Genomic DNA, 24,786 nt, shown 5'->3' with positions numbered 1-24,786 from the left:
AGGGGCTCGTCTTCTCCCTTCTCCCTCCCCCCGTTCATCCCGAGTAGCCGTCGAGTAGCGGCGCAGCCGCGTATCGAGACGGCGTATCGAGGGAGGGTGGCCGCGCGGGACCGCACCTCAATACGAGCTCTCGATACGCTGCTTGCGCAGCTACTCGATCTCTACTCGGCACGAACGGGGAAGGGGGAAGGAAACGGAAAAGGGGGTGAGGGAAGGCTGAGTCTCTCTACCGCCGCACACTCCGCGCAGCCGCCACCGCGACATGTGCCGTCAGCACATCGCCCGCACTCGCCCCGGACATGGTGGCGCGCTCGGTCTGCCGCAGCCGGTCGATTGCGCGGGCGAGTTGCGGCGAACTCCAGCGGCGCAGCGCGTCCATCGTCGGCTGCTTCTCGCGGAAGAACACGCGGTGGCGCTCGATCACGTCGGCGGGGCGGTCGCCGGCGTCGATCTCGGCGCGCATCTCGGCGAGCGACAGGAGTTTGCGGACCGTCATGCGCAGCAGCGGCACCGAATGGTTGCCGCCGGCCTCGAGCGCCGCGACCTCCGCGCCGGCGGTGGCGGCGTCGCCGCCGACGATCGCGGCGATCGCACCGAACATCTCCGCCTCGCCCAAGTCTGCGCCGATCGCGTCGAGCGCGGGCAAGCCGGCGTCGCGGGGCTGGTCGGGCGCGGCGTCGAGGAACAGTGCCAGCTTCTCGATCTCGCGCGCCAGGATCGCACGATCGCCGCCGCTCGCCACGGCAAGATGCTCGGCCGCTTCGTGGCTGAGGCGCAGGCCTTGGTCGCGCCCGAGCGCCGTCGCCAGTCGGGCGGCGGCTTGTGCATCGGGCACGTAGCAGGCGCATTCAAAGGCGTTGGAGGCGGCCGACACGAGCTTCACGAGCTTGCCCGTGCCCTTCACCGAGGGGGCGAGCGCCACCACCGGATTGCCGGCGCGCTCGGCGGACAGCAGCAGCGTCACCGCCTCCAGCGACTCCTCGCCCATCGCATTGACGCGGATGTAGCGGGCACCGCCGAACAGCGAGAGCGACGCGGCTTCGTCGGCGAGCGCGCCGGGGCGGGCCTTGAGCGCGTTGCCCTCGAACTCGATGCGTTCCGCCTCGGGGCCTATCGCGCGGGCGAGCCGCTGGGCGAGCTCGGCCGCGCCTGCCTCGTCGGGCCCGTGCAGCAGGTAGAGGCGGATGTCGGCGGCAGGCTTGTCGAGCCGCGGCCCCAGGGTATCGGGCTTGGCCTTCACTGCCCGGCGGGGAGGTCGGTCCGCTGCGCGTAGAGCGCCAGGCGGCTGATGATCTGGTCCGCGACGATGCCCGACAGCCGCTCCAGCGCCGATTGCTCGGCGGCGATGGTGGCGTATTCGGAGCTCACCACGTCGATGCCGACGTCCGACCCGGCGGTGGCGTCGAGTACCGTCTCGCCGCTCGCCGCGTCGACCAGTTGATAACGCGCGCGCAGCGTGCGGCGCTCCCGCGTCACCGCATCGTCGCGACGAACGCCCAGGCCGGTGATCTCGTCGTCGAGCGCGACCTGCAGCCGGTAGCGCGGTGCGCCCTCGGCACGCAGCCGGTCGCGCAGCGCGGTCGACATCAGCCAACCGTTCTGGCCGGGAATGGGGGCGACCTCGACGCCCGAGAGCAGCGCGCGCACTGGTCCGGACTCGCCGCCTGCATAGAGCGGCCGCAGACCGCAGCCGGCGAGGGCCAGCGGCAGGCAGGCGAGCAGCAGCGGGGCGGCGCGCCGGATCATGCGACGATGTTCACCAGGCGATCGGGTACCACGATCACCTTGCGCGGGGGCTTGCCCTCCATCGCGCGCTGGACGTTGGCCGAGGCGAGCGCCGCGGCCTCCGCATCCTCGCGCGAGGTGCCCTTGGGCAGGGTCAGCGTGTCGCGCAGCTTGCCGTTGACCTGCACCGCGACGGTGACCTCATCCTCGACCAAGAGCGCGGCGTCGACTTCCGGCCAGGGCGCGTCGGCGATCAGCCCGTCGCCGCCGTTTGCGGCCCAGGCTTCCTCGGCGATGTGCGGCACCATCGGCGCCACCAGCCGCATGAGCGTGCGGATCGCCTGGGTGCGCGACGCGGAAGGCGCGGCCTTTTCGATCATGCCGGTGAGCTCATAGAGCTTGGCGACCGCCTTGTTGAACGCCAGCGCCTCGACGTCGGCGGCGATGCCGGCGATCGTCTGGTGCAGCTTGCGGTCGAGCGGCTTGTCGGCGCCCTCGGCATCCGCCTGTTCGGTGAGGCCGTCGAACAGCCGCCACAGCCGCTGGACGAAGCGCCACGAACCCTCGATGCCCGCCTCGCTCCACGGCAGGTCGCGCTCGGGCGGGCTGTCGGACAGCATGAACCACCGCACCGCGTCCGCGCCATATTGGTCGACGATCGGACCGGGATCGACGGTGTTCTTCTTCGACTTGGACATCTTCTCGACGCGGCCGACCGTGATGGCCTCACCGGTCGCGATCTCCACGCCGTCCTGCACTTCCGCAGGACCCAGCCAGCGACCGTCCGAGGATTTGTAGGTCTCGTGCGTCACCATGCCCTGGGTGAACAGGCCGGTGAACGGCTCGGCCACGTCGATCAACCCGGTGCGCTTGAGCGCGCGCGTCCAGAAGCGCGCGTAGAGCAGGTGCAGGATCGCATGCTCGACGCCGCCGATGTACTGCCCGACCGGCAGCCACTGGGCGACGACGTCCTTGTCGAACGGCTTGTCCTTGGGCTGGCTGGCGAAGCGGATGAAGTACCAGGACGAATCCGCAAAGGTGTCGAGCGTGTCCGTCTCGCGCCGCGCCGGCTTGCCGCAGGTGGGGCAGTCGACGTGCTTCCAGGTCGGATGGCGATCGAGCGGGTTGCCGGGCACGTCGAAGCTGACGTCCTCGGGCAGCACGACCGGCAGCTGGTCCTGCGGGACCGGCACCGCGCCGCACGCCTCGCAGTGGATGATTGGGATCGGCGTGCCCCAATAGCGCTGGCGGCTAACGCCCCAGTCGCGCAGGCGCCACACGGTGGTTCCTTCGCCCCAGCCCTCAGCCTCGCCGCGTGCGATCACTGCCGCCTTGGCGGCGTCCACGTCCATGCCGTCGAGGAAGTCGGAGTTCACCAGCGGCCCACCGCCGGTATAGGCCTCGTCGCCTTCGAACAGCGGATCGCGGTGCTCCCCGTCGGCCACCACGCGGCGCACCGGCAGCTGGTATTTGCGCGCGAAGTCCAGGTCGCGCTGGTCGTGCGCCGGCACGCCCATGACGGCGCCGGTGCCATATTCCATCAGCACGAAATTCGCGATGAACACCGGCATCGGCAGCCCGGTGAACGGGTGCGTCGCGGTGGCGCCGGTGTCGTAGCCGAGCTTTTCCTGCGTCTCGATCTCGGCCGCAGTGGTGCCGCCCTGCTTGCAGCGGTCGATGAACGCCTGCGCCTCCGGATCGCGGGCAGCAGCTGCCTGCGCGATCGGGTGGTCGGCGGCGACCGCCACGAAGCTCGCGCCAAAGATCGTGTCGGGGCGCGTCGAGAAGACCTCGACCGGCTGGCCGTCCGACACCTGGAAGCGGATCTTCATGCCGCGGCTCTTGCCGATCCAGTTCTCCTGCATCAGCTTGACCTTGTCGGGCCACTGATCGAGCGTCTGGAGGCCGTCGAGCAGCTCGTCGGCGAAGTCGGTGATCTTCAGGAACCACTGGGAGAGCTTGCGCTTCTCGACCAGCGCGCCCGAGCGCCAGCCGCGGCCGTCGATCACCTGCTCGTTGGCGAGCACGGTCATGTCGACCGGGTCCCAATTGACCGCCGATTCCTTGCGATAGACCAGGCCCGCCGCATAGAGGTGCAGGAACAGCGCCTGCTCATGGCCGTAATAGTCCGGCTCGCAAGTGGCGAGCTCGCGGGTCCAGTCGAGTGCGAAGCCCAGGCGCTTGAGCTGCGCCTTCATCGTGGCAATGTTGTCGCGGGTCCACCCACCGGGGTGCACGCCCTTTTCCATGGCGGCATTCTCGGCCGGCATGCCGAACGCGTCCCAGCCCATCGGGTGGAGCACTTCATAGCCGGTCATCCGGCGGAAGCGCGCCAGCACGTCGCCCATCGTATAGTTGCGGACGTGGCCCATGTGGATGCGCCCCGACGGATAGGGGAACATCTCGAGCACATAGCTCTTGGGGCGCGGGCTATCGTCGCGGGCGGCGAAGGTGCGGCGGTCTTCCCACAGCTTCTGCCAGGCCGCATCCGCCTTCAGTGCATTGAAACGCGAGGCCATTTCAGGGGTGCTTGCCTCAGCCGATCAGCGCGCCGCGGCGCAGGTCGCGCGCACGGGTCAGGATAATGTCTTCCAGCTTCTGGACGGTGGCGGCCTGCACTGGCGCCTCCACCCACTGGCCGTTCTGCTGGACCTGGCGGAGCGCCGCCACGCGCAGGGCGTCGGCGCGCAGATCCTGGTCCAGGATGCTGACGGTGACCTTCATGCGCTCGGTCGGCGTGGCCGGATTCACATACCAGTCGGTGACGATCACGCCGCCGTTCGAATCGGTCTGGAGCAGCGGCATGAAGCTGAGCGTGTCGAGGCTGGCGCGCCACAGATAGCTGTTGACGCCGATGGTCGTCACCTGGGAGGCGGCGAGATCGGCCTTCAGATCGTCCTTGCGGCTGCCGCAGGCGGTGAGCGTGAGGGCAATCGCGAGCGGACCCAGGATCGCGGTGCGCAACGGGCGGATCATCGGCGTTTCCTTGGAAGAACGGAACATCGGCTGCTTCTATAGAGGGTCGCGGTGCGGCCGCAAGCGGCGTGGCCCGGAGGCAGTACGGGGGCGGCATGTGGGCGGATTGCAACAGTTCACCGGAATCGTATCCGGCCGGTGGCGACGTGCAACGGAATCATGCTAGCGCGATTTTGAAGCGGGAGGAGAAACCGGGTGCTTACGATGCGCGCCATGGCTGGATTGGGGATCGGGGTGCTGAGCGCCGCCGGAGCCTTGATCGCGCCTGCGCTGGGTGCGCCGGAAGGCTCGCGTGCCGTGGCTTTTCGCCGTGCGGCCCCCGTCAGCAGCATCGGCGGCTTCACGCCCTCGTCTGCCGATCCCAAGCTCGCCGCGGTTCTCGCGCGCAGCGGGATCGACGGCAGCAGCTTCCGCTTTACGCCTTCGGAAGGCCAGCGAATCAGCAAGCGTGCCGTGACCGTCGCGGTGCGTGCGCGTACGCAGCCGGCTGCCGCTTCGGAACATGCGGCGGTCGACACCAATGTCGGCCCGACGCTTGCGCCTATCGCCTATAACCTCGGGACCTCGGTCGGCTGGAAGCGTTTCGCCGCCGTCGGCGATCTCGCCAAGCTCGACCTGGGCGCGCAGCCGGGCAATCGCGATCGCATCGGTGCGGCGGTCGGCAAGGCGGCGCGTCGTACCAGCAGCGTGACCGTGGGCGGCGAAAAGCCGCTGGTCGATCAGGCCAAGCTGGTGGCGGATGTACCCAGCGCGTCGATCGACGTCGGGGGGTCCTATTCGCTGACCCGTCACTTTGACGTGACGGCGGGCGTGCGCTACAAGTCCGACAAGGACCGGCTCCTGCGGATCGAGGACACGCGTCGGGATAGCCAGGCGCTCTACGTGGGCACCGCCTTCCGCTTCTGATCCGGCCGGGCGCTAGCGCGTCCAGGCGTCGATCGCAGCCCAGCCGTGAACGCCGAAGCCGGCCAGGCTGCGCGCGCGCCGTGCATCCATGCCGCCGAGTGCGATCACCGGGATACCGGCTCCTCGAATCATCCTTCCGAAGCGGACTCGTCCGAGCGCGGGAGCGCCCGGGTGGGAGCGGGTGGCGAAGACCGGGGAGGCGAACACGGCGTCGACTCGGTCGCGGCGGGCGGCCACCACATCGCGACGATGGTGTGCGGGCCGAGTCGCGATCCCTTGCTTTGGGACTGCGCTGCGCGTGCCATGCCGACCGTCGGCGCCTGGCAGGCGGGCCCCGGCAACGAGCAGCACCAGCCGCCGGCGCCGTGCGATGCGCCGGACACGCGCGAACAGCGCGGCGCGCTCTTGGGGCGGCAGCTGATAGTGGCGGAACACCACGCCCGCGCCGCGCGGCAGCCGTTCGAGCGCGTCCCATAGCGCCTCGCCCATCCGCGGGTCGGTCATCAGCCATTGGCGGGGGAGGGGCTGGCGGGCACGCATCGTGCTACCTATAGCGCCCCCGATGATCACCGACGATGCCCCCCAGCGGCTGGCCGATGTGCGCGAGCGGATCGCGCGCGCCGAGCAGCTCGCCAAGCGCCCGGCCGGCGCCACCAGCCTGATCGCGGTCTCCAAGACGCACGAGGCCCCCGCCATCGCCCCGCTGATCGCCGCGGGCCAGCGCGTGTTCGGCGAGAACCGCGTGCAGGAGGCGCAGGCGAAATGGCCGGCGCTGCGCGAGGCGACGCCGGACATCGAGCTGCACCTGGTCGGGCAGCTTCAGTCCAACAAGGCTGATGACGCGGTGGCGCTGTTCGACGCGATCCATTCGCTCGACCGATCGTCGCTGGTCGCCGCCCTCGCCAAGGCGATGGACCGGCACGACCGACGCCCCGCCTGCTTCGTGCAGGTCGACATCGGCGACGAGCCGCAGAAGGGCGGCGTCGCGGTCCCCGAATTGGCGGCACTGCTTGCCGAGGCTCGGAGCGCCGAACTGCCGGTAATCGGGCTGATGTGCGTCCCGCCGCTGGAGCTGGAGCCGGCGCCTTGGTTCGCGCTGCTGGCGAAGCTTGCCGACGACAACGGCCTGCCGGGGCTCAGCATGGGCATGTCCGGGGATTACGAGACCGCGGTGACGCTGGGGGCCACCCATGTGCGGGTCGGCACCGCCTTGTTCGGGGCACGCTGATGCGGTTCGACGCGATCCTGTTCGACTTCGACGGTGTGCTGCTGGAAAGCGAATGGGCGGGCAACCGCCACCTTGCCGATTACCTGACGGCCGCCGGCCACCCGATCGACACCGCCGAGGCGATGGCGCGCTTCATGGGTCGTGCGGGCAAGGACTTCCTGGACGAGGTGGAGGCGTTCCTGGGGCGCCCGATCCCGGCCGACTTCCACGAGGCCCGTGCCGCAGAGGATGCGCGCGCGGTCGCCGAGGGGATCGAGGAAGTGGCGGGTGCGGTCACCTTCGTCCGATCGCTGCCGCGCGAACTGCCGCGCGCGATCGCCTCGTCGAGTTCGACGCGCTGGATCACCGCACATCTCGACCATCTGGGTCTGCGCGACGCGTTCGGCGAAAAGGTGTTCAGCGGGCGCGAGCATGTCACCCGCGGCAAGCCGGCGCCGGACCTCTATCTCTATGCTGCCGACGCGCTCGGCGTGCCGATCGAACGCTGCGTGATCCTGGAGGACTCGCCGGTGGGCGCAACCGGTGCGGTGGCATCGGGTGCGCACGTCATCGGCCTGTGCGCCGGCCAGCATTGCGGCATCGGCCACGCCGACGTGCTGCGCCGCATCGGCGTCCAAGACATCGCAGCGGACTATGCGGAGGTCGCACGCCTGATCGCCTGATCGGTCGGCCGGAACGCCGGTCCTGCCCGGCGGTTGACCGGAAATGATCGACGAATCCCTGCTGCTTTCGGCCATCCACGGCGTCACGCGCGCGGTGGAGGTCGTCGGTGTCGCGGTGCTGCTGCTCGGCGCCGCCGTGTCCGGCGTGCGCTATGTCCGCGATCTGCGGCGGTGCCCGGCAGGCGCCGCCTACAAGCGGCTGCGATCCAACCTGGGCCGCTCGATCCTGCTGGGGCTGGAGCTGCTGGTCGCGGCCGACATCATCAACACGGTGGCGATCGAGCCGACGCTCGAAAGCCTGGCGGTGCTCGCCGGCATCGTCCTGATCCGTACTTTCCTCAGCTTCTCGCTGGAGGTGGAGATCGACGGGCGTTGGCCGTGGCAGGCCAGGAACGAACCCGATGATGGCCGTCAGCAGCCCTCCGGCTGAGGTCCGCGGCACCGGCTGACACCGCGGACCTCCTGCCGCTTATTTCACCGGAAAGCCACGCCGCTTGAACAGGGCGTTGACGTCCGGGTCGCGGCCGCGGAACGCGCGATAGGCTTGCTTGCGATCGGTCTCGTTGCCGGTCGACAGCAGCACGGTGCGGAAGCGATCGGCGGTCGCCTTGTCCCAGACGTTGCCCGTCTCGGTGAACGCCGCCCAGGTGTCGGCGTCCATCGTTTCCGACCACAGGTAGCTGTAATAGCCGGCGCTATAGGCGTCGGACGAGAACAGGTGGTTGAACTGCGGCAGGCGGTGCCGCATCACCATCTCCTTCGGCATCCCCAGCTCGGCCAGCGTCTCGCGCTCGAACGCATCGACGTCGGTCACCGGCGTGTCGCGGTCGTGCAGCTTCATGTCGACGATCGCCGACGAGAGATATTCGACCGTGTCGAAGCCCTGGTTGAAGGTCGACGACTTCTCGATCTTGTCCACCAGCGCCTGCGGCATCGGTGCGCCGGTCTGATAGTGCTTGGCATAGCGATCGAGCACGTCGCGGGTGAGCAGCCAGTTCTCGTTCACCTGGCTGGGGTACTCCACGAAGTCGCGCGGCGTGCCGGCGAGCCCCGGATATTTCACGTTCTGCAGGAAGCTGTGGATGGCGTGGCCGAATTCGTGGAACAGCGTGGTCGCGTCGTCCAGGCTGATGAGCGTCGGCTGGCCGGGCGCGCCCTTCACGAAATTGTTGTTGTTGGACGCCAGCACGTTCTTGTGGCCGCCCAGCTCCTGCTGGCGGCGATAGGCCGTAGCCCAGGCGCCCGAGCGCTTGCCGGACCGAGCGTAGGCATCGAAGTAGAAGACGCCGACATTGTGCCCGTCGCGCTTGTCGGTGACGACAAAGGTGCGCACCGCCGGATCGAACACCGGGATCTGCCCCGTGTTCTCCTTGAAATCGAGGTCGTAGAGTCGGCCGGCGGCGTAGAGCGCACCCTGGAGGATGTTGTCGAGCTGGAGGTAGGGCTTCACCTCGCTCTCATCCAGGTCGTACTTCGCCTTGCGCACCTTCTCTGCGTAGAAGCGATAGTCCCACGGCTCGATGGTGATCTTGGCGCCGCCCTGGTTGGCGAGGGCCTGCATGTCGGCGACCTCCTGGTGGACGCGGGCGACCGCGGCGGGCCACACGCGCATCATCAGCGACATGGCGTTGGCCGGCGTCTCCGCCATGGTGTCGTCCATGCGGTACCAGGCGTGGTTCTGGAAGCCGAGCAGCTTGGCGCGCTGCTGGCGCAGCTTCAGGATCTCGGCGATGGTCGCGTTGGTGTCGTTGGCACCGCCGTTGTCGCCACGATTGACGAACGCGCGCCACACCTTTTCGCGCAACGCCCGGTCGGTGGCATAGGTCAGCACCGGCGCGACGGAGGAGCGGGTGTTGACGATCGCCCACTTGCCGGGAAGCTTGCGTTCGTCGGCCGCGGCCTTGAGCGAGGCGACGAAGCTGTCGGGCAGGCCCGCAAGCTGCTTGGCATCGTCGACGACGATCCAGGTCTCCTCGTCGGCCAGCACCTTTTCGCTGAAGCTGTTGTAGGCGACCGACAGCGCCTGGTTGAGCTGCGACACCTGCACCCGTTGCGCATCGGTCAGCAGCGCGCCGCGACGCACGAAGCTGCGATAGGTGCGCTCGAGCAGCCGCAGCTGCTTGGGATCGAGCTTCTGGCTAGCGCGGCCGTCGTATGCCGCCTTCACCCGCGCGAACAGCTTGGGGTCGAGATAGAGCTCGTCATAAAAGGCGGAGAGCTTGGGGCTCCACTCGCGGTCGATCGCCTGCACCTCCTTGGTGGCGAGGTTGCTCGAATAGACGCCCCACATCGACTCGACCCGGTCCATCGTGTCGCCGGCGAGTTCCATCGGCTCGATCACGGTCTGGAAGGTCGCCGGGCGCTTGTCGTCGCGGATCTTGAGCACGTCGCGGCGCAGCTCGGCCATCGCGACCGGGAAGGCGGCGGGGAACATCGCCGGCGTCACCTTGTCCCACGGCGGCACGCCGCCATAGGGGCCGCCCCAGGGGGCGAGCAGCGGGGTTGCATCGACGGAAGTCGCTGTGGCGGAGGTCTGCGCCATGGCGGCTCCTGCAGGGGAAAGGGCGAGGATCGTGGTCGCGGCCAGAACGGCGCGCAGGCGTGCGGTCATCAGGGGCTCCGATAAGGGTCGCAGGCGAGCCTAAGCATCGGGAAAGGAATGGCAAGCCGGCGCCCGCGCAAGGGTCGTGCGATCGGCGGTTGACTCGGGAGCGCATTAGAACAGAATAGGAACATATCGAGTCCCTCGTGAGTCCTAGCTGTTGTCGTGACCCAAGCTCAAGCCCCTGTCCTGGACGCCTTGCGCGCGCAGCTGCGCGCCATCGAATGCGGCCGCTATCGCCGGCGCGAGGTGCTGCCGTTCGGCGTGCCGGCGCTCGACGCGGTGCTGGCCGGAGGTGGGCTGGCGCTCGATGCGCTGCACGAGGTGGCAGGCGCCGGGCCGGACATGGCCGACGATTGCGCGGCGACGCTGTTCCTGGCGGGAATCGCTGCGCGTGCCTGGGGCCCGGTGCTGTGGGTGGTGCGCCGCCGAGACCTGTTCGCGCCGGGGCTCGCACAGGTCGGGCTGGGGCCGCACCGGGTGCTCTATGCCGAGGCTGCCGACGATGCCGAACTGCTCCAGCTGATGGAGGAGGGGCTGCGCCACCGGGGTCTCGGCGCGGTGATCGGCGAGGCCAAGCGCGTTTCCATGACCGCCACCCGCCGGTTGCAGCTGGCGGCGGAGGGCGGGCGCACCATCGCGCTGCTGCTGCGCCGGCACGGGCGCGCGGGCGCCGATCCGCTGGCGGTGCCCTCGGCCGCATCGACGCGCTGGCGGGTGGCGTCGGCCCCCTCGACGCGGCTGCCGGTGGCCGGGGTGGGCCGTGCCCAATGGAAACTTGCGCTCGTCCGCCAGAAAGGTGGCGAGCCCCGCGACTGGACCGTGGAGGCATGCGATGAAACGGGTCGCTGCGCTCTTCCTGCCCGACTGGCCGATCGACCGGCTGCGGCAGGCAGAGCGAACCGCCGCGCCGCCTGAGGCGGGACGCACGGGCTCCGCCTTCGCGGCGATCGGCCGGGTGGCCGAGGCCGAGCGCGCCAGCCAGTGCTCCGTCCCCAGGGAGGGCGGCTGGCGCCCCGGCGCGCGCTGGGCACGGGCGGAGGTGGAGGCTGCGATCGAGCAGCTGCCCACGCACCAGCGCCCGCCGCAGCGGGAGCTGGGCCGCACCAGCGTGGCCGCCGACAATCCGTTCAAAGACGAGCGGCCCTTCAAGGACGTTCATCGCCAGGGCCGTCCGCTCGACGCCTCGCCCGCATCCGCCGCCTGGGCCGCAGATGCCGAGGCGGTCGACCGCGCGATCGCGGCGCTGCCGCTGCACCAGCAGCCGCCGTTTCGCGAGCTCAGCCGGCGTTCGGAGGTGATGGACCATCCGTTCAAGGCGATGCCGCCGGACGAGGGCGGGTGCAGCCATCACGCGCTCGCGCAGCCGCAGGCGTTTCCGCGCTCGGACCGCCCGACGCTGGCGCAGATGGCGGCGATGCCGGCGGTGCAGTACCCGGGCGAGGGACCGCACCCGGACGCGCATGGCCGCGAGCCGATCGCGGGCTATGCCGCTGCGGGCCGCTTCTTCCAGACCGGACGCACTCTAGGCGATCTGGTCGCGCGGGTGTGCGTGGAGGAAGTGCCCGGTAGTCCTGTCGCGGCAAGGGATGCCGTGCCGCTGGTCACCGTCGCCCGCCAGGGAGGCCGCGTGGCGATCGCGGCGGCCTCCCCGGCGGCGCAGGCACTGGGGCTGCGGCCGGGTATGGCGCTCACCCAGGCACGCGCGCAGGTGCCCGAACTTCAGGTGCGCGATGCCGATCCGGCGGGCGACCGGGCCGATCTGCGCCGGCTGGCGATGCTGCTCGCGCGCCGTTGGACGCCGGTGGTCGACCTGTCCGACCCCGATGGATTGCTGCTCGACCTGACGGGCGTCGCTCATCTGCATGGCGGCGAGGTGCGCATGGCACTGCGGCTGGTGCGCCTGCTCGCGCGGCATGGCGTCAACGCCTGCGTCGGTATTGCCGATACGGCCGGTGCCGCCTGGGCGCTGGCCCGGCAGGGTGGGGCAGCGGTGCGAATCTGCCAACCCGGTGCGCAGGCCGAGGCGCTGGACCCGCTGCCAGTCGGGCTGTTGCGGCTTCCGGAAAGCGCGATCGAGCTGCTTGCCCGGCTGGGCGTGACGACGATCGGGCAGTTGCGGGCACTCCCGCGCGGGCAGCTGGCGCGGCGGTTCGGCGATGCGGTGCTCGCCCGGCTGGACCAGGCGCTGGGGGCGCGTGCCGAACCGCTCGATCCGGTGGTGCCGCCGGAGCGGGTTCAGGTCCGCCAGCGCTTCGCCGAGCCGATTGCCACGGCAGAGGCGATCGCGCACTGGCTGGGCGAACTGGTGCCCAGGCTGGTGGCGGTGTTGCGGAAAGCCGGGCTGGGCGCACGCCAGGTGGAACTGGTGCTCGACCGCGTCGACGGCGTGCCGCAGCGGCTGCGCATCGGGCTCGCGCGTGCCAGCCGCGACTCCGAGCATTTGTTGCGACTGCTGGGGCGGCGGATCGAGACGGTGGAGCCCGGCTATGGCATCGACGCCATGGCGTTGCACGTGCGTCGCGCCGAGCCGCTGGGCGCGGAGACGCTGGGTGCCGCGCTGGTCGAGGACACGCCTCCGGACCTGGGGCCGCTGGTCGACCAGATCGTCAACCGCATCGGCGCGCAGCGCATGTGGCGGGTCACGCCGGTGGAAAGCGACGTTCCGGAACGGGCGGTGGCGCGGGTCGCTCCCCTCGATCCGGCCGATCCGCCCGCGACCCAGCTGCGCGAGGATGACGTTCGCCGGCTCGACGGTCGGGAGGCCGACCACCCCTGGCACCTGCGCTGGCCGCGTCCGGTACGCGTGCTGCGCCGGCCCGAGCGGCTCGATCATGTCATGGCCGAACTGCCCGACCAGCCGCCGCGGCGCTTCACCTGGCGCGGGGTGCCCCATGTGGTGGTGCATGCCGACGGGCCGGAACGGATCGCGGGCGAATGGTGGCGGCGCCCGGCCGAACGCGATGCGGTGCGCGACTATTTCCGGGTGGAGGACGAGCACGGCCACCGCTTCTGGCTGTACCGCAGCGGCGATGGCTTGCGTGGGGAGACGGGCGATCTCAGCTGGTGGCTCCAGGGCATGTTCGCATGACCTACTCAGAGCTTCAGGTCACCACCCACTTTTCGTTCCTGCGCGGCGCGTCGTCGGCGGAGGAGCTGTTCGGCACCGCCTCCGAAATGGGCATGCCGGCGCTCGGCATCACCGACCGCAATTCGGTGGCAGGCATCGTCCGCTCGCTGGTCGCCGCGCGCGAGGTGAGCGCGCAGGGCAACCCCATCCGCCTCGTGGCCGGGTGCCGGCTCGACCTCGTCTCCGGCGCGTCGCTGCTGGTGTGGCCGGAGGATCTGGCTGGCTGGTCGCGGCTCACCCGGCTGCTGACGCTCGGCAAGAAGCGCGCCGATCCGCAGCACGGCGAAAAGGGGCAGTGCTTCCTCCATTGGGACGACCTGGCCGATACGCAGGGGCTGGTCGGATCGCTCGTGCCCGGGATCGACGGCGTGCGCGAGGAGGAGCTGCGCTGGATGGCCGACCTGTTCGGGTCGGACCGCGGCCATGTCTGCCTGACCTATCACCGCCGGCCGGGTGACCGGCTGCGGCTGCACCGCACGGCCGAGGAGGCCGCGCGCTTCGCTTTGCGGCCGCTCGCCACCGGCGACGTGCTCTACCACGAGCCCGAACGCCGTATGCTGCAGGACGTGGTGACGGCGATCCGCTGCAAATGCACCATCGACGACTTGGGATTGCGCCGCGAGCGTTCGGCCGACCGCTGCTTCGTGCCGCCCGGCACGATGGAGCGGCGCTTCGCCGATCTGCCGGAGGCGATCCACGCCGGCGCGGCGATCGTCGAACGCTGCACCTTTTCGCCCAGGGAGCTGAGCTATCGCTATCCCGACGAGATCGTGATGCACGGCCGCACGCCGCAGGAGGCCTTGGAGCAGCTGGCGCGCAAGGCGCTGGACGCATTGTTCCAGCAGCCGCCGTTCCACGGCCGGCCGGACCAACGCTACATCGACAAGCTCGACTATGAACTCGAGCAGGTCAGGCTGATGGACTATGCGGCCTATTTCCTGACCGTCAATTCGATCGTCACCTATGCTCGCGCGCAGGACATTTTGTGCCAGGGCCGCGGTTCTGCAGCCAATTCGGTGATCTGCTATGTGCTCGGCATCACCTCGATCGACCCGGTCGAGCACCAGCTGCTGTTCGAGCGATTCATCTCCCCCAATCGCGGCGAGCCGCCCGACATCGACGTCGACTTCGAACATGAACGGCGCGAGGAGGTGATCCAGTGGATCTACCAGACCTATGGCCACGACCATGCCGCGCTGACGGCGGTGGTCAGCCGCTTTCGCGCACGCGGCGCGGTACGTGAGGTCGGCAAGGCGCTCGGGTTGCCGGAGGACATGACCGGTGCGCTCGCAGGCCAAGTGTGGGGCTGGTCGAGCGAGGGCGTGGCCGACGCGCATGTCGATGCGCTCAACCTCGACCGTTCCGATCCGCGGCTGGCGCTGACGCTGGAGCTGGCGCGCGAGCTGATCGGCACGCCCCGCCACCTGTCGCAGCATCCCGGCGGTTTCGTGCTCGCGCGCGACCGGCTCGACGGGCTGGTGCCCGTAGAGCCCGCCGCCATGGCCGCTCGCTGGGTGGTGGAATGGGAAAAGGAGGACATCGAGGAACTCGGCTTCATGAAGGTCGATATCCTCGGCCTCGGCATGCTCGGCTGCATGCGGCGCGCGTTCGACCTTTTGGAGGAGCACAAGCGGCTGGCGCTGACGCTTGCCTCGCCCGAGCTGCAGAAGGAGGATCCGGCGACCTTCGCGATGATCCAGCGCGCCGACACGCTGGGCGTCTTCCAGATCGAGAGCCGCGCCCAGATGGCGATGCTGCCGCGGATGCTGCCGGAGACCTTCTACGACATCGCAATCCAGGTCGCGATCGTCCGCCCCGGCCCGATCCAGGGCGACATGGTGCATCCCTATCTCAAGCGGCGCGAGCAGAAGCGGCGCAATCCCGATATCGAGTTCGACTATCCGAGCCCGCGGCTGAAGGCGGTGCTCGAAAAGACGCTGGGCGTGCCGCTGTTCCAGGAACAGGCGATGAAGGTCGCGATCGAGGGTGCCGGCTTCACGCCTGCGCGCGCCGACGAGCTGCGCAAGGCGATGGCGACCTTCAAATATACGCAAGGGGTCGGCCAGTTCCGCGAGGAGCTGATCGCCGGCATGAACAAGAACGGCATCTCCGAAGGCTTCGCCGATCGGCTGGTGAAGCAGATCGAGGGGTTCGGCAGCTATGGCTTTCCCGAGAGCCACGCCGCGTCGTTCGCCAAGATCGCCTATGCCTCGTCCTGGATGAAATGCCACCATCCCGACGTGTTCTGCGCGGCCCTGCTCAACGCGCAGCCGATGGGGTTCTACGCGCCCGCCCAGATCGTCCGCGATGCGCGCGAGCATGGCGTGGAGGTGCGGCCGGTGTGCATCAACGACAGCCGCTGGGACACGCGGCTGCTGGGAGCGGCTACGACCGACCTTTCCCCGGAAGCGGCGGCGAAGATGCGGCTGCCGCTGCGGCTGGGGTTCAAGGTGGTGCACGGCCTGTCCAACGCGGATGCCGCACGGCTGGTGATGGCACGCGGCGAGACGCCGTTCACCTCGGTCGAGGATGCGTGGCGGCGGTCGGGCGTGCCGCTTGCGGCGCTGGAAAAGATCGCGCGCGCCGACGGGTTCCAGGCGCTGGGGCTCGACCGGCGGCAGGCGCTATGGGCGATCAAGGGGCTGGCGGCGGCGCCGCTGCCGCTGTTCGCCGCGGCCGACGCGCGCGCGGGCGGGCTGACGCCAGAAGTGGCGGAGGCGCCGGTTACGCTGGAGCCGCTCACCGCCGGGCGGGAGGTGGTGGAGGATTACCGCGCCACCCAATTGTCGTTACGCGCGCATCCGCTCACCTTCCTGCGTAGCGCGCTGGAGGGCGAGGGGGTCGTGCCGTGCAAGGCGCTCGGCTCGCTCAAGGACGGGCGGCGGGTCGAGGTGGCCGGCGTGATCCTGGTCCGCCAGAAGCCGGGCAGCGCCAAGGGCGTGCTGTTCATCACCATTGAGGATGAGACCGGGGTCGCCAACGCGATCCTGTGGCCGGACCGGTTCGAGAAGCAGCGCCGCACCGTCATGTCGGCGGCGATGGTGTCGATCGTCGGCCGGGTGCAGCGGGAGGGCGAGGTGATCCATGTCATCACCGACCGGGTGGTGGATCGCACGCCGATGCTGCGGAGTATCGGCGACCTCGAGCTGCCGCGCCTCACCGGCCGCGGCGATGGCGCCACCCATGGCAGCGGCCCCGACCCGCGCGACGCCAAGCCGCCGGCGGTTTGGAAGCCGCGCTCCCACTACCACCCGCCGTTCCGCACCGGCTGCGATCCCGAAGACGTGATCCCGATCCGCTCGCACGATTTCCATTAGGTGCGCGATCCGAAAGGCGCCCGCAACACCTGCCGTACTCCCGCGAAGACGGGAGCTCAGGGTGTCCCGCGCGATCGGCAGGTGCTCTGCTCGGCCCTGAATCGCTGCCTGCGCGGGGATGCGTCCGTTGCTCCGGGCCAGCGTGCGTTTCCCAAAGGTCCGGTGAAGGCCGGACCGGCTGGCCTCCACCGCCACCTGCGCCTAAGCGCGGCGCATGGAGTTCGCCGCCGAAACGCTTGCCTTCCTCGCCGCCATCGCCTTTCTTGCCGGCACCATCGACGCGCTGGCGGGCGGGGGCGGGTTGCTGACGCTGCCGGCGATGATGGCGGCCGGCGTGCCGCCGGTGGCGGCGCTTGCCACCAACAAGCTGCAGAGCACGATCGGCACTTCGTCGGCGTTCTTCACCTTCTGGCGTGCGGGCCACGTCGACCTGCGCCAGTTCGCGGTGCCGGCCGCTGCCGCCTTTGTCGGATCTGCACTGGGCGCGACCGCCGTGCAGCACATCAGCTCCGCGTTCCTGGCTGCGTTCATGCCGGTGCTGTTGATCGCGATGGGCCTCTATTTCCTGCTCGCGCCACCCATGAGCCAGGTGGATCGCCACGCGCGGATGGGCAAAGCGGGCATCACCCTGATCGTCTCGGGAATCGGCTTCTACGACGGCTTCTTCGGTCCCGGCACCGGATCCTTCCTGACGCTGGCGCTGGTGGCATTGGGCGGCCTGGGGCTGGTGCGCGCGATCGCCAACACCAAGCTGCTCAACCTGTCGACGAACGTCGCCGCCCTGATCGCGATGGTGGCCGGGGGCCATGTGCTGTGGCAGCTGGGCGCGGTGATGGCGGCGGCGAATGTAGCGGGCAACCAGTTGGGCGCCCGCCTGGCGATCCGCTTCGGCGGCAGCGGCGTCCGCCCGCTGCTGGTGCTCATGTCCGCGGCGCTGACGATCAAGTTGCTGGCCGACCCCGCCAATCCGCTCTGGACCCTGTTCTAGACTGCCACCGCCGCTGCCACACGACCGCCAATATTCGTGACGCCGCCGGAACCTTCCGCCGGCTTGCGAGTCCTAGCTTCAACAGACCCGACAGGCGGTCGAAACGGAGGGACGAGTACAATGGGCGTCATTATTTGGCTTATCGTTGGCGGTGTCGTGGGTTGGCTGGCCAGCATGGTCATGCGGACTGACGCACAGCAGGGAATCATTCTGAACGTGGTGGTCGGCATCATCGGCGCGTTCATTGCGTCGCTGATCTTCGGCGCGAACATCAACGACGGTATCACGGTGACGTCGTTCATCACCTCGCTCGTCGGCGCGATCATCCTGCTGGCGATCGTGAACCTGGTCCGTCGCGGGACTGTTCGCTAAAACAGCGACGATCTCCGGATCCAAAGAAAAGGGCCGTCCCTTGCGGGGCGGCCCTTCTTCTATGTGCCGTGTGGGGCAGATCAGCGGAGCAGGAAGCGGACCGTCACATTTGCGGTGATATCCTGCTCGCCGGCAGCCATCGGCGTCGAATCGGCAGCCACGGACGCCATGCGAGCCTGGACCATCACCGGCGGGGGTGCCGAGGGCACGTCGCCTTCCGCGATGGTCAGGATGCGGTCGACCCGCAGCCCCGCGGCCTTGGCATAGAGTTCGGCGCGCGCGCGCGCCTTGGCGATGGCATCCGCCCGTGCCTCGTCGAGCGCCTGGTCGGCGGCGTCGACCGAGAGATCGGGCCCCTGGATCTGGTTGGCGCCCTCCGCCACCAGCGCGTCGAGGATGGCGCCGCTCTTCGCAATGTCCCGGAACCGCACCGACACCTGGTTGGACGCCTGATAGCCCGTGATCACCGGCGGCACGTTCTCCGCATAGCGATACTGCGGCTGGAGCCCGATCTGGGCGGTCTGGATGTCGCGCGGGGCGACGCCTGCCTTGCGGAGCGCGGCCACGACGCGGTTCATGCGGGTGGCGTTTTCCTGAAGGGCGGCCGCAGCGGTCGCGGCCTGGGTCACGACACCCGCGCGCAACGTTGCCACATCGGGGACGCGCGTGGCCTTCCCTTGGGCGACCACGTCCAGCAGCGTGGCATCGAGCAACACCGGCGCAGGGGCGACCTGCTGTGCGGCGGCCGGCACCGCGATCCCGGCAATGCCCGTGGCCAGAGCGGCGGCGAGAACAGGAAGGCTGCGCATCGAGGTTTTTCTCCACAAGAACTTTGGGGGCGGCGCCCCGGTGGTGGTCTTCTCCTGCCTCTTCGCACGACAACGCAAGCTGAACGCCGGTTTCACTTGCGACCGGCCGTGCCAGCGGGCAATCCCCGGCGACCGGATGCCCTTGAGGTGGGTGCCCTATTACTATAACACAGTAATGCAGACAGCCGGTCGGGGGAGTGGGCGTAGATGGAGTATGAGGCGAAGGCGATCGATGGGGAGGATCGCCCTCAGCTGAGCGGGCCGGAGGCGCCGGTGCGCCGCCGCCGCAAATGGATCATCGCTGCCGCAATCCTGCTGCTGCTTGTGCTGGTCGGCTGGTTCGCGTTCGGTCGCGGCGAGGAGGAGGGCGCAGCCGCGGCCGGTGCGCCGCCGACGAGCGATTCGCAGGTGCCGACCGTCAGTGTGATGGTCCCCGGGCGGGAATCGATCCAGACGGTCGTCACCGGAACCGGTTCGCTTGCCGCACGTCGCGAGATGCCGATCGGCGTCGCGGGCGAGGGCGGCGAAGTCACGCGCGTGCTGGTGGAACCCGGCAGCTGGGTGCGCGAAGGGCAGGTCCTCGCAACGGTGGATCGTTCGGTCCAGGCGCAGACGGCCGAGTCGCTGGCGGCTCAGGTGCGGGTCGCGCGGGCTGACGCGCGCATCGCCCAGACCGAGCTGGATCGCTCGCAGCAGCTGCTCGGCCGCGGTTTCGTCTCCAAGGCCGACATCGACCGCAAGACCGCGACGCGCGACGCTGCCCAAGCACGGGTCCGCGTCGCCGAGGCGCAGTTTGCCGAGACGCAGGCGCGCAACCGCCGGCTCGACATTCGCGCGCCTGCGGCCGGACTGGTGCTGACCCGCACGGTCGAGCCGGGGCAGATCGTCTCCTCGGGCAGCGGGACGCTGTTCCGCATGGCGATGGGCGGACAGATGGAGATGCGAGCCCAGCTTTCCGAGGCGGACATTGCCCGCATGACCGTGGGCGTTCCGGCCGAGGTGACGCCGGTCGGCACCACCAGGACCTTCCGTGGAGAGGTGTGGCAGGTCTCGCCCGTGATCGATCCCGATCGGCGCCAGGGCACGGTGCGCATCGCGCTTTCCTACGACCCCGCGCTGCGGCCCGGCGGCTTCGCCACCGCGCGCATCCTGTCGGGCGCCCGCGCCGCACCGCTGCTTCCCGAGTCGGCGGTATTGAGCGACGGCAAGGGCAATTACGTGTATGTTCTCGACGACAAGAATCAGGCGCAGCGGCGCGCGGTGACCGTCGGCGAAGTGTCGGACGCGGGCGTTGCCGTCGCCGACGGGCTCAACGGCACCGAGCGGGTGGTGGTGAGCGCGGGCGCTTTTCTGAACCCCGGGCAGAAGGTCAATCCGGCACTGCGCAAGACGGGACGCTAACGCCATGGGCTTCCGCAACATCTCCGCCTGGTCGATCCGCAACCCCATCCCGCCGCTGGTGCTGTTCATTGCGCTGACGATCGCGGGCCTGGTCAGCTTCATGCGGATGGACGTCAACCAGGACCCGGACATCGAATTCCCGGTGGTGATCGTCGTCATCAACCAGCCGGGGGCCGCGCCCACCGAGCTGGAGACGCAGATCACCCAGCGGGTCGAGGCGGCGGTGCGCAGCATCCAGGGCATCGACGAGATCAATTCGGAAGTCAGCGAAGGCAACACCACCACGGTCGTCCAGCTCGACATCGGCACACCCATTGATCGCGCGGTGACGGACGTGCGCGAGGCGGTGAACCAGATCCGCAGCGAACTGCCCGAAGGCATTCTCGAGCCGCAGATCTACCGCGCCAACACCACCGACGAGGACCTCGCCAGCTGGACCGCCATCGCCAGCGACATGACCGAGGAACAGCTCAGCTGGTACGTGGACAACACGGTCGCCAAGGAACTGCTGTCGATCGACGGCATGTCTACGGTGGAGCGGGTGGGCGGCGTTGACCGCGAAATCCGGGTGATCCTGGATCCCGCTAAGTTGCAGGGCATGGGGATCACCGCCAGCCAGGTGAACCAGGCGCTGCGCCAGGTGAACATCAACGCAGCCGGCGGCCGCGCCGAGATCGCCGGCCAGGAACAGTCGGTGCGCGTGCTGGGCAACGCGGCTTCCGCCTACGAACTCGGCCAGACCCAGATTGCGCTCGGCGACGGCCGCACCGTGCGGTTGGCCGACATCGCCAACGTGCGCGACGCCTATGCCGAGCAGCGCTCGGCGGCCGCCTACAACGGCCGGCGCGTGCTGTCGTTCGACATCAAGCGGGCCAAGGGCGCATCCGACGTCACCGTCTTTCACGAGGCGGAAAAGCGGCTGAAGGCGCTGGAGGAGCGCAATCCGCAGGTGCGCTTCGCGCTGCTGTCGGACAGCGTGAAATATACCGAGATCCAGTACGAATCCGCGATCCACGCGATGATCGAGGGCGCCGTGCTGGCGGTCGTGATCGTGTTCCTGTTCCTGTGGGACTGGCGCGCGACGCTGATCTCGGCGCTGGCGATCCCCTTGTCCGCGATCCCGACCTTCTGGTTCATGGATCTCATGGGCTTCTCGCTCAACCAGATGACGCTGCTCGCGCTCAGCCTGGTGGCGGGCGTGCTGGTGGACGACGCGATCGTGGAGATCGAGAACATCGTCCGCCACATGCGGATGGGCAAGACCGCCTATCAGGCGTCGATCGACGCCGCCGACGAGATCGGCCTGGCGGTGCTCGCCACCACCATGGCGATCGTCGCGGTGTTCCTGCCCGTCGGCCTGATGCCGGGCATTGCCGGCCAGTTCTTCAAGAACTTCGGCCTGACCGTCGTCGCCGCAGTGCTGATGAGCCTGGGTGTGGCCCGCATGATCACCCCGATGATCGCGGCCTATTTCCTCAAGGGCCACGGCCATGTGGAGAAGGGCGATGGCTGGGCGATGCGCGTCTATATGCGGACGCTGCGCTGGACGCTCAAGCACCGCTGGACGGCGGTGGTGGCGAGCGTCGCCGCCTTTGCCGGCACCTTGTTCATGTTCTCGATCCTGCCGGCGACCTTCCAGCCGCCGCAGGACCGCGACCGTTCGACCGCGATGATCGAGATGGTGCCGGGCACCACCCTGGAGCAGACCGCGCGCGTGGTGAAGCACGTGGAGGAGATCCTTCGCGCACAGCCGATCGTCACTTCGGCCTATTCGACCACGATGGTCGGGAGCGGCCGGGTGAGCGTGGAGCTCGCCGAGGATCGCGAGATGACCAGCACCGAGTTCGAGCGCGGCCTGGCGCCGCGCCTGAGCGCCATTCCCGATGCGCGCGTGGCGTTCCGCTCGCAATTCGGCTGGGGGTCCAACAACCGCGACCTCTCGATCGTGCTGGGCGGCGACGATCCCGTGCTGCTCAACGAGACGGCGAACAAGCTGGTCCAGGAGATGGCCGGGCTGAAGACGATCGTCGCCCCGCGCGTCAGCGGCGATCTGCAGCGGCCCGAACTGGTGATCCGCCCGCGGCTCGACCTGGCCGCCAGCCTGGGTGTCACCACCAGCGCGCTTTCCAACGCGATCCGCATCGCGACCCTGGGCGACATCGACCAGAACAGCGCGCGCTTCTCGCTGTCCGACCGCCAGATCCCGATCCGGGTCGCGCTATCGGAAGATTCGCGTACCCAGCTGTCGACGATCCAGAACCTGCCCGTGCCCACCAGCAGCGGCGGATCGGTGCCGCTCAGCGTGGTAGCGGAAATCGGCTTCGGCGCCGGTCCTACCAAGATAGAGCGCGTCGATCAGCAGCGCCAGCTGGTGGTCGGGGCCGATCTGGCGTCGGGCGTCATCAACAGCGACGCCATGAAGCAGATCCATGCGCTGCCCACCATGCAGAACCTGCCGATCGGCGTGCGCGAGCTGACGCTCGGCCAGGCCAAGTGGCAGACGGAGATGATCCAGAACTTCATCATCGCCGTGATCTCGGGCCTGCTGCTGCTGCTGGCGGTGCTGGTGCTGCTCTACAAGCGGTTGATGCCGCCGTTCGTGAACATCGGCTCGCTGCTGCTGGCGCCGCTGGGCGGGCTGCTGGCGCTCTGGGTCACCGGGCATCCGGTCTCCATGGCGGTCTACATCGGCTTGCTGATGCTGCTCGGCATCGTCGCCAAGAACTCGATCCTGCTGATCGACTTCGCGCTGGAGGAGATGGCCAAGGGCGTCGACAAGTCCGCCGCCATCCTCGACGCCGGGCACAAGCGCGCGCAGCCGATCGTCATGACGACGGTCGCGATGGTGGCGGGCATGGTGCCGACCGCGCTGGCGCTGACCGGCGACGCGTCGTTTAGGTCCCCGATGAGCATCACGGTGATCGGCGGACTGGTGCTGTCGACCATGCTCACGCTGCTGATCGTGCCGGCGACGTTCAGCCTGGCGGTGGGCGTCGAGCGCTGGATCGGGCCGCGGCTGTCGCGGCGGCTGCTGACCTATCGTCCGGGGGACGAGTTGCCCGGCCAGCCGGTCATCGATCACCAGCCGGGCGGGCACATCGGCTATCAGGGGAAGGGACAGGAGGGGCCCGCTCCGGCCGAGTGATCGGTGGGGAGCTGTTCGAGCGCACGCGCCGACGCCCTTTCCCTGAGCCGTCACCCTGAACTTGTTTCAGGGTCCATCTTTCCACCTGCGACGGCGCTGCAGAGGCGCGGTGGATGCTGAAACAAGCTCAGCATGACGATGGAAAGGCGGCTTCGGGGCTACTGACGTGTCAAGCTGGCCATACCGGTGCATCCACCGCGCCGCATGTAGTGACCGGCTTGAACCTTCCCCGCTTTCGGGGATTGTTTCACGCATGACCTTGTTAGCGCGCGTTCCCGGAACCGGAGGCGCCGTCCCTCCCGCGCTCACCCGGATGCGCCGCGTCGCCACCGCCATGCTGGTGGTGATGGCGCTGCTGTTCCTTGCCTCGCGCGCGCTGGAGGCGCGGCATCCGGCATGGGGCTTCGTCCAGGCCTTTGCCGAGGCGGCCATGGTCGGCGGCCTGGCGGACTGGTTTGCGGTGACCGCGCTGTTCCGTCATCCCCTCGGGCTGCCGGTGCCGCATACCGCGATCATCCCCCGCAACAAGGATCGCATCGGCGACACGTTGGCGATCTTCCTGCGCGACAACTTTCTGACCGCCCATGTGGTCGCCCGGCGAATGCGGCGGCTGGACGTGGCGGCGGTCGTCGGCCGCTGGCTCGCCAATCCTGTGGGCGGGCAAGGGCGCCTGCGCCACGGCGCCTCTCGCCTTGGCGCAAGCCTGATCCAGTCGTTCGACCAGCAGCGGCTGGGCGGCATGGTGAAGGGTGCGATTGCCAATCGCCTGCGATCGACGGAGGTGGCCCCGCTGCTGGGACAGGCGATCCAGGCCGCCATCGCCGAGGATCGCCACGTGCCGTTGATCGACGGCATGATCCGCTTCATGGCGCGCGCCGTGGACGCGAACGAGCAGGTCATCCGCGCGATGGTGCACGACCGCGCCGGATCGATCCTGCGCTGGACCGGGCTCGACGAGACCCTCGCCAACAAGATCCTGGACGGCCTGCGCAAGCTCGCCGACGACATCGCCGCCGACCCGCAGCATCCGCTGCGCGCCAAGGCGGAGGAGGGGCTAGCCAAGCTTGCCGTCGACCTCCAGTCCGATCCGGCGCTCCAGGCGCGCGTCGAGCAGTTCAAGGAAGACATGATCGGCAACCCGGCGCTGCAGCGCTGGCTGGACGGCATGTGGGAACGTAGCCGTGCCGCGCTGCTGCGGCTGGTGCGGGATCCGGACCGGGCGATGGCGGGCGGCATGGGCGATGCGCTGCGCCAGCTGGGCGAGACGCTGCAGCGCGATCCGCGGCTGGCACGCACCATCAACCGCTTCGTGCGCCGTGCGGCCGTGGGCATGGTCGCCGACTACGGGGACGCGATCGTGCGGCTGGTGTCGGACACGGTGCGCGGCTGGGACGCGCGCACCATCACCGGCCGCCTGGAGAATGCCGTCGGCCGCGACCTTCAGTATATCCGCATCAACGGCACGCTCGTGGGCGGTCTCGTCGGCCTGTGCATCCACAGCATCGACGTGCTGCTCTGAGCAGTT

Annotated in this window: 19 protein-coding genes; 12 read left to right on the top strand and 7 right to left on the bottom strand. The window is 69.2% G+C overall.

Annotated features, from left to right (window positions below):
* Nucleotides 1-226 precede the first annotated feature (226 nt).
* The 4 genes from holA to MHZ35_RS00235 are packed head-to-tail and all read right to left on the bottom strand — an operon-like array spanning nt 227 to nt 4,701.
* Complete coding sequence (gene holA, locus MHZ35_RS00250) at nt 227-1,240, bottom strand: DNA polymerase III subunit delta (RefSeq protein ID WP_239433859.1); 1,014 nt, start codon at nt 1,238-1,240, stop codon at nt 227-229.
* Nucleotides 1,237-1,746, bottom strand: coding sequence for an LPS assembly lipoprotein LptE (lptE, locus tag MHZ35_RS00245; protein ID WP_239433858.1), 510 nt, complete (start codon nt 1,744-1,746; stop codon nt 1,237-1,239). The genes holA and lptE overlap by 4 nt, the downstream gene beginning before the upstream one ends.
* On the bottom strand, nt 1,743-4,244 hold the full coding sequence (gene leuS, locus MHZ35_RS00240) for a leucine--tRNA ligase (protein ID WP_239433857.1): 2,502 nt from the start codon (nt 4,242-4,244) through the stop codon (nt 1,743-1,745). The genes lptE and leuS overlap by 4 nt, the downstream gene beginning before the upstream one ends.
* 16 nt (nt 4,245-4,260) lie before the next feature.
* A complete protein-coding gene (locus MHZ35_RS00235; protein ID WP_125959444.1) occupies nt 4,261-4,701 on the bottom strand; it encodes a DUF3576 domain-containing protein in 441 nt (146 codons plus the stop codon).
* A 204-nt stretch (nt 4,702-4,905) separates the two neighbouring features.
* On the opposite strand from MHZ35_RS00235, the gene MHZ35_RS00230 reads away from it, so the two are divergent.
* A complete protein-coding gene (locus MHZ35_RS00230; protein WP_239434015.1) occupies nt 4,906-5,607 on the top strand; it encodes a hypothetical protein in 702 nt (233 codons plus the stop codon).
* A gap of 12 nt (nt 5,608-5,619) precedes the next feature.
* On the opposite strand, the gene MHZ35_RS00225 is transcribed toward MHZ35_RS00230, so the two are convergent.
* A complete protein-coding gene (locus MHZ35_RS00225; RefSeq protein WP_239433856.1) occupies nt 5,620-6,111 on the bottom strand; it encodes a thiamine phosphate synthase in 492 nt (163 codons plus the stop codon).
* A 58-nt stretch (nt 6,112-6,169) separates the two neighbouring features.
* Between MHZ35_RS00225 and MHZ35_RS00220 the strand changes: the two genes are divergently transcribed.
* From MHZ35_RS00220 to MHZ35_RS00210, 3 genes are read left to right on the top strand one after another with little or no spacing between them, the layout of a single operon-like run.
* Nucleotides 6,170-6,835, top strand: coding sequence for a YggS family pyridoxal phosphate-dependent enzyme (locus tag MHZ35_RS00220; protein WP_239433855.1), 666 nt, complete (start codon nt 6,170-6,172; stop codon nt 6,833-6,835).
* Entirely contained in the window at nt 6,835-7,497 is a 663-nt protein-coding gene (locus MHZ35_RS00215) for an HAD family hydrolase (protein WP_239433854.1), read from the top strand. The genes MHZ35_RS00220 and MHZ35_RS00215 overlap by 1 nt, the downstream gene beginning before the upstream one ends.
* Nucleotides 7,498-7,540: 43 nt before the next feature.
* A complete protein-coding gene (locus MHZ35_RS00210; RefSeq protein ID WP_239433853.1) occupies nt 7,541-7,927 on the top strand; it encodes a DUF1622 domain-containing protein in 387 nt (128 codons plus the stop codon).
* Nucleotides 7,928-7,966: 39 nt separating this feature from the next.
* On the opposite strand, the gene MHZ35_RS00205 is transcribed toward MHZ35_RS00210, so the two are convergent.
* On the bottom strand, nt 7,967-10,108 hold the full coding sequence (locus MHZ35_RS00205; protein ID WP_239433852.1) for a M3 family metallopeptidase: 2,142 nt from the start codon (nt 10,106-10,108) through the stop codon (nt 7,967-7,969).
* Nucleotides 10,109-10,297: 189 nt separating this feature from the next.
* Between MHZ35_RS00205 and MHZ35_RS00200 the strand changes: the two genes are divergently transcribed.
* The 5 genes from MHZ35_RS00200 to MHZ35_RS00180 all read left to right on the top strand — a co-directional run bounded on the left by MHZ35_RS00200 (nt 10,298) and on the right by MHZ35_RS00180 (nt 17,906).
* Nucleotides 10,298-11,017 (top strand): ImuA family protein, encoded by a 720-nt coding sequence (locus MHZ35_RS00200; protein WP_239433851.1) that lies wholly within the window; start codon nt 10,298-10,300, stop codon nt 11,015-11,017.
* Nucleotides 10,935-13,190 carry a Y-family DNA polymerase gene (locus tag MHZ35_RS00195; RefSeq protein ID WP_239433850.1) on the top strand — a complete coding sequence of 752 codons (2,256 nt, stop codon included), beginning with the start codon at nt 10,935-10,937 and terminating at the stop codon, nt 13,188-13,190. Before MHZ35_RS00200 ends, MHZ35_RS00195 begins: the two co-directional genes overlap by 83 nt.
* Nucleotides 13,187-16,546 carry an error-prone DNA polymerase gene (locus tag MHZ35_RS00190; protein ID WP_239433849.1) on the top strand — a complete coding sequence of 1,120 codons (3,360 nt, stop codon included), beginning with the start codon at nt 13,187-13,189 and terminating at the stop codon, nt 16,544-16,546. The genes MHZ35_RS00195 and MHZ35_RS00190 overlap by 4 nt, the downstream gene beginning before the upstream one ends.
* A 214-nt stretch (nt 16,547-16,760) precedes the next feature.
* Nucleotides 16,761-17,534 (top strand): TSUP family transporter, encoded by a 774-nt coding sequence (locus tag MHZ35_RS00185; protein WP_239433848.1) that lies wholly within the window; start codon nt 16,761-16,763, stop codon nt 17,532-17,534.
* A 120-nt stretch (nt 17,535-17,654) separates the two neighbouring features.
* Nucleotides 17,655-17,906, top strand: coding sequence for a GlsB/YeaQ/YmgE family stress response membrane protein (locus MHZ35_RS00180; RefSeq protein WP_125959437.1), 252 nt, complete (start codon nt 17,655-17,657; stop codon nt 17,904-17,906).
* Nucleotides 17,907-17,986: 80 nt separating this feature from the next.
* Here MHZ35_RS00180 and MHZ35_RS00175 read toward each other — a convergent pair whose 3' ends face one another.
* Nucleotides 17,987-18,715 (bottom strand): SIMPL domain-containing protein, encoded by a 729-nt coding sequence (locus MHZ35_RS00175; RefSeq protein WP_239433847.1) that lies wholly within the window; start codon nt 18,713-18,715, stop codon nt 17,987-17,989.
* Between the two features lie 207 nt (nt 18,716-18,922).
* Between MHZ35_RS00175 and MHZ35_RS00170 the strand changes: the two genes are divergently transcribed.
* From MHZ35_RS00170 to MHZ35_RS00160, 3 genes are all read left to right on the top strand, one after another.
* Nucleotides 18,923-20,116 (top strand): efflux RND transporter periplasmic adaptor subunit, encoded by a 1,194-nt coding sequence (locus tag MHZ35_RS00170; protein WP_132884186.1) that lies wholly within the window; start codon nt 18,923-18,925, stop codon nt 20,114-20,116.
* Between the two features lie 4 nt (nt 20,117-20,120).
* A complete protein-coding gene (locus MHZ35_RS00165; RefSeq protein WP_239433846.1) occupies nt 20,121-23,261 on the top strand; it encodes an efflux RND transporter permease subunit in 3,141 nt (1,046 codons plus the stop codon).
* Nucleotides 23,262-23,514: 253 nt separating this feature from the next.
* Complete coding sequence (locus MHZ35_RS00160) at nt 23,515-24,780, top strand: DUF445 domain-containing protein (protein ID WP_239433845.1); 1,266 nt, start codon at nt 23,515-23,517, stop codon at nt 24,778-24,780.
* Nucleotides 24,781-24,786: the final 6 nt, after the last annotated feature.

The sequence above is a fragment of the Sphingomonas sp. ACRSK genome, from assembly GCF_022346685.1.
GTDB classification, from domain to species: Bacteria; Pseudomonadota; Alphaproteobacteria; order Sphingomonadales; family Sphingomonadaceae; genus Sphingomonas; species Sphingomonas molluscorum.
The sequence above is the reverse complement of the archived record's forward strand: the minus strand, read 5'-3'. Positions and strand labels throughout refer to the sequence as shown.